At 46.2% G+C, this 3,928-nt stretch carries 4 protein-coding genes; all 4 read left to right on the forward strand.

The genetic code is table 11. The annotated features are described in order from the left end of the window. The coding region (gene maf / locus JZU62_RS10390; protein ID WP_295014532.1) for a septum formation inhibitor Maf at nucleotides 1-417 on the forward strand (417 nt) is incomplete at its 5' end. Further along, complete coding sequence (locus tag JZU62_RS10395) at nucleotides 414-1,523, forward strand: pyridoxal phosphate-dependent aminotransferase family protein (RefSeq protein ID WP_295014534.1); 1,110 nt, start codon at nucleotides 414-416, stop codon at nucleotides 1,521-1,523. The genes maf and JZU62_RS10395, both read left to right, overlap by 4 nt. Nucleotides 1,524-1,527: 4 nt before the next feature. Then, entirely contained in the window at nucleotides 1,528-2,226 is a 699-nt protein-coding gene (locus JZU62_RS10400) for an ATP-binding cassette domain-containing protein (RefSeq protein ID WP_295014536.1), read from the forward strand. A gap of 35 nt (nucleotides 2,227-2,261) precedes the next feature. Continuing rightward, a partial coding sequence (locus JZU62_RS10405) for a PBP1A family penicillin-binding protein (RefSeq protein WP_295014538.1) occupies nucleotides 2,262-3,928 on the forward strand: 1,667 nt, incomplete at its 3' end.

Below are 3,928 nucleotides of genomic sequence, written 5' to 3' on the forward strand. Positions count from 1 at the left end.
TATCAAGCAACACTCGGAAAATATCGTCTCAATTTGGAAAAATTTGGATGTGCCGATTATCCTCTCCTTGTTGCCGATACGGTCGTGACGGCGCAGGGGAAAATTTTGCGCAAAGCGAAAGACGAAGCGGATGCACGGATGATTTTGGAGACCCAAAGCGGCTCTGAGGTCGCAATCATCACCTGTATGATCTACAAAACGCCACGCTTCGAACTCCTCGATATCTCTTCGACCCACTATTTTTTCGATGTTTTTGATCCGAATGAGGTTGAGAATTATCTTCATAGCGGAGAGTGGAGAGGCAAGGCGGGAGCATGTATGGTGGAGGGGTTTTGCAAACCTTACATCCGTGAAGTGCGCGGTTTTGAGAGTACCGCAATGGGTCTTTGTACCGAAGTACTAAAGCCGTTTTTATGATGAACCATCCCTATGAGAGTGAACTCAAAGCCCTGAAGCGCTCAGGTCGTTACCGTGAACGCCGTATTCGAGACAGCTCACTGATCGATGCCGCATCGAACGATTATTTGGGGCTGGCTGAAAAAAAGGAGCTTCATCTCAAAGCGTGTGAAACTCTAGCTAGATATCCTGATCATGCTCCGAAAGCATCGATGCTGGTCAACGGCTACCACCCGATCCATGCGGCGTTTGAAAATGCATTGTGTGATGCCAACGGCTTTGAAGCGGGGATTGTTATGGGGAGCGGGTTTAACGCCAATATCGGTCTGATTGAAGCTCTTGTACGTAAGGGGGATGTCCTCTTAATGGATGAAGAGTATCATGCCAGCGGGGTTGCAGGCTCTCGTATGTGTGAGGGGGAGGTGATCTTTTTTCCTCATAACGATGCAAGCGCATTGGAAAAAGAGCTGATTCGCTCATTTGGAAAACGGATCATTGTCGCGGTTGAGGGGATCTACTCGATGGGGGGTGACCTTGTTCCCAAAGCGATCATCGAGCTTGCCATTGCACATGAAGCGATTTTGATTTTGGATGAAGCGCACAGCAGCGGAGTGATCGGTACGCATTTAATGGGTATACTCGATTATTATGCGATTGAACCGACACCGCTGATGATTAAAATGGGGACATTGGGCAAAGCGTACGGAAGTTTCGGAGCGTATGTTCTCTCCTCAGCTCATATCAGCGACTATCTCATCAACCGCGCCAAAAATGTGATCTATGCGACGGCACCTTCTTTGTATGATACGGCGCGCGCTCACCATGCGTTGGAGTATATACAAAGCCATACCCTAGAGTTACGCGAACAAATCGCTAACCGTCAAAAAATTGTCTATGAACTACTGGGACTAAGGTGTGCGGGGCTGATTGTCCCCATCGAAATCGGAGACAATCGCGAAGTGATGCGACTGCAAGAGATCCTAAAAAATGAGATGGGATTTCATGTCGGTGCGATTCGTCAGCCGACGGTGAAAAAAGCGATCTTGCGTCTCATCGCACGGGTCGATATTGACGAGAGCCGTTTGCGCGATGTGTGTGAGCGATTAACACATATTTGGGTAAAATAACGTAATGAACTCTATTCACATCGACCGGCTCAGAATCACTCATGATGAGAAAGTGTTGGTGGATATCTCATTCGAGATTCGGCGTTCATTGGCATTGGTCGGAGAGAGTGGGAGCGGAAAATCGCTGAGTCTGAAAGCGTTGTTGGGGCTTTTAGATCCGACGTTGGAGCGGGTATTAGAGACGCGATCTGATTTTGAGTGGAAGAGGGGGGATACCCTCTCGCTTGTTCCCCAAAATCCGTTTACGGCGCTCTCACCCCTTACGCGGATAAAAGATCAGATGTTTCTCACGCAAGAGAGATGCGAAGAACTTTTTACGATGCTAGGGTTGGAGGTATCATTACTGGAGCGTTTCCCTCCCGAACTCTCAGGGGGGCAGTTACAGCGGGTTGTTGTTGCGATTGCTTTGGGCTCTAACCCTAAACTGTTACTGCTCGATGAGCCGACCACCGCACTTGATCCTGAGTCAAAAGAGGCTATGATTGTATTGTTAAAAACTTTGCAAGAATCGATGGGTTTCAAGATGTTATTTGTAACCCACGATATGAGTGTCGCATCGGCGCTGTGCGATGATATTTGTATTTTACGCAACGGTTCTGTGATCGAAGAGGGGGTTATGGCAGATGTCATCGCTCACCCACAAGAGGAATATACCCAAGCGTTAATAAACGCCGAATTTAAAACCAGAGGATTTAGAAATTGATCAACTCCTATGAAGAAGTACCGCTAAGGACAAAAATGAGAAAATATCTGCTCATAGGATTGGGGATCATTATTTTGATTCCGGTTGTTTTTTTAGGCTATCTTATCTACTCTTTTGAATATGAAACCCAAAAACTGATCAAATATCAACCTCGCTTAACGACCGAAGTATACGATCGTAACGGGAATAAAATCGCTAACCTTTTCAGCGATGAACATCGATATTATGTCTCGTATGAAAATATACCGCCACGTCTTATCGAAGCGCTCTTGGCGATTGAAGATACGATGTTTTTCGAACATGGCGGTGTTAATCCCGATGCGGTTATGCGTGCGATTATTAAAGACGTGAGCGCGGGAAAACTGAAAGAGGGTGCGAGTACGATTACCCAGCAGTTGGTCAAAAATACCCTTCTTAATCGAGAGAAAAAGTTTTCTCGTAAGTTCAAAGAGGTGTTGTATGCCATCCGTATTGAGCAAGAACTTTCCAAAGAGCAGATTTTAGAGCGTTATTTCAATGAAATTTATTTGGGGCATGGGTATTACGGGATTAAAACGGCATCGGACGGCTATTTCCGTAAACCGCTTAAAGAACTTACCCTTAAAGAGATGGCAATGCTTGTCGGATTACCGAAAGCACCGAACTTTTATTCCCCGACCAAAAACTATGAGCTCTCTTTGGGGCGTGCAAACCGTGTTATCGGACGTATGTATGAGCTAGGATGGATCGATAAAGGGACGTATGAAAAAGCGACGGGGGAGCGACCTAAAGTCTATAACGACACCCTCAGCAAAAATGCAGGCCCTTATGTTATTGATGAGGTAATGCGTCAGCTTGGCGATGCGTTTCCTGACATCCGAAGCGGCGGTTATAAAATTTACACCACGATTGATATACGTCTTCAAGAAGCAGGGTACAAAGCACTCCAATCAGGTCGAAATGAGATTTTAAAGCGGGCGCAAGAAGCGGGTGATTTGGATGAAAATATGCAGCGTCAGCTTAATGGTGCGCTTATCAGTCTTAACCCCTCTAGCGGTGAGATTTTAGCGATGGTAGGGGGGTATGATTATGCCCTTAGCCCTTACAATCGTGTCACACAGGCAAAGCGCCAACCAGGATCAGCCTTTAAACCGTTTATTTATCAAGTTGCACTCGATAGCGGTATGTCTCCCTCATCGCTTGTTCCCGATATAGCCCGTACTTATAGCTATTCTGGGGACGATGGCGAAGAGAAAACGTGGCAGCCTAAAAACTATAAAAATGAGTACAAAGGGATGGTTACGATCCGTGATGCTCTAACCCACTCCCGTAATCTAGCAACGATCAATATGGTTAGTGATATGGGATTTGGAAAAATTACCGACGGATTGAGACGGTATGGAATCGTTGAGAATCTTCCTCCTGATCTCTCCATTGCTCTTGGGACGATCTCTATTTCTCCGATAGATTTGGCAAAATATTACACTATGTTTGCTAGCGGAGGAGCCTTGACCAACCCGATGTTGGTTCGTGAAGTGATCACTCCTACCGGAGAGACGATTAAATATCAAAACAAAAGCCGTCAGGTCAATACCCCACAGCAGATCTACCTAATGACCTCGATTCTTAAAGATGTTGTATCGTATGGTACAGGAACCGGTGCGCGTGTCGGAGGGATCGAGATTGCCGGAAAAACGGGAACGACCAACAACAATGTTGATGC

Origin of the sequence: Sulfuricurvum sp., assembly GCF_019163035.1 — a bacterium.
GTDB lineage: Bacteria > Campylobacterota > Campylobacteria > Campylobacterales > Sulfurimonadaceae > Sulfuricurvum.

Bases quoted from the DNA above. Each gene is read 5' to 3' on its own strand.
- JZU62_RS10400 (WP_295014536.1), top strand. From the start codon at position 1,528: ATGAACTCTATTCACATCGACCGGCTCAGAATCACTCATGATGAGAAA.
- JZU62_RS10395 (WP_295014534.1), top strand. From the start codon at position 414: ATGATGAACCATCCCTATGAGAGTGAACTCAAAGCCCTGAAGCGCTCA.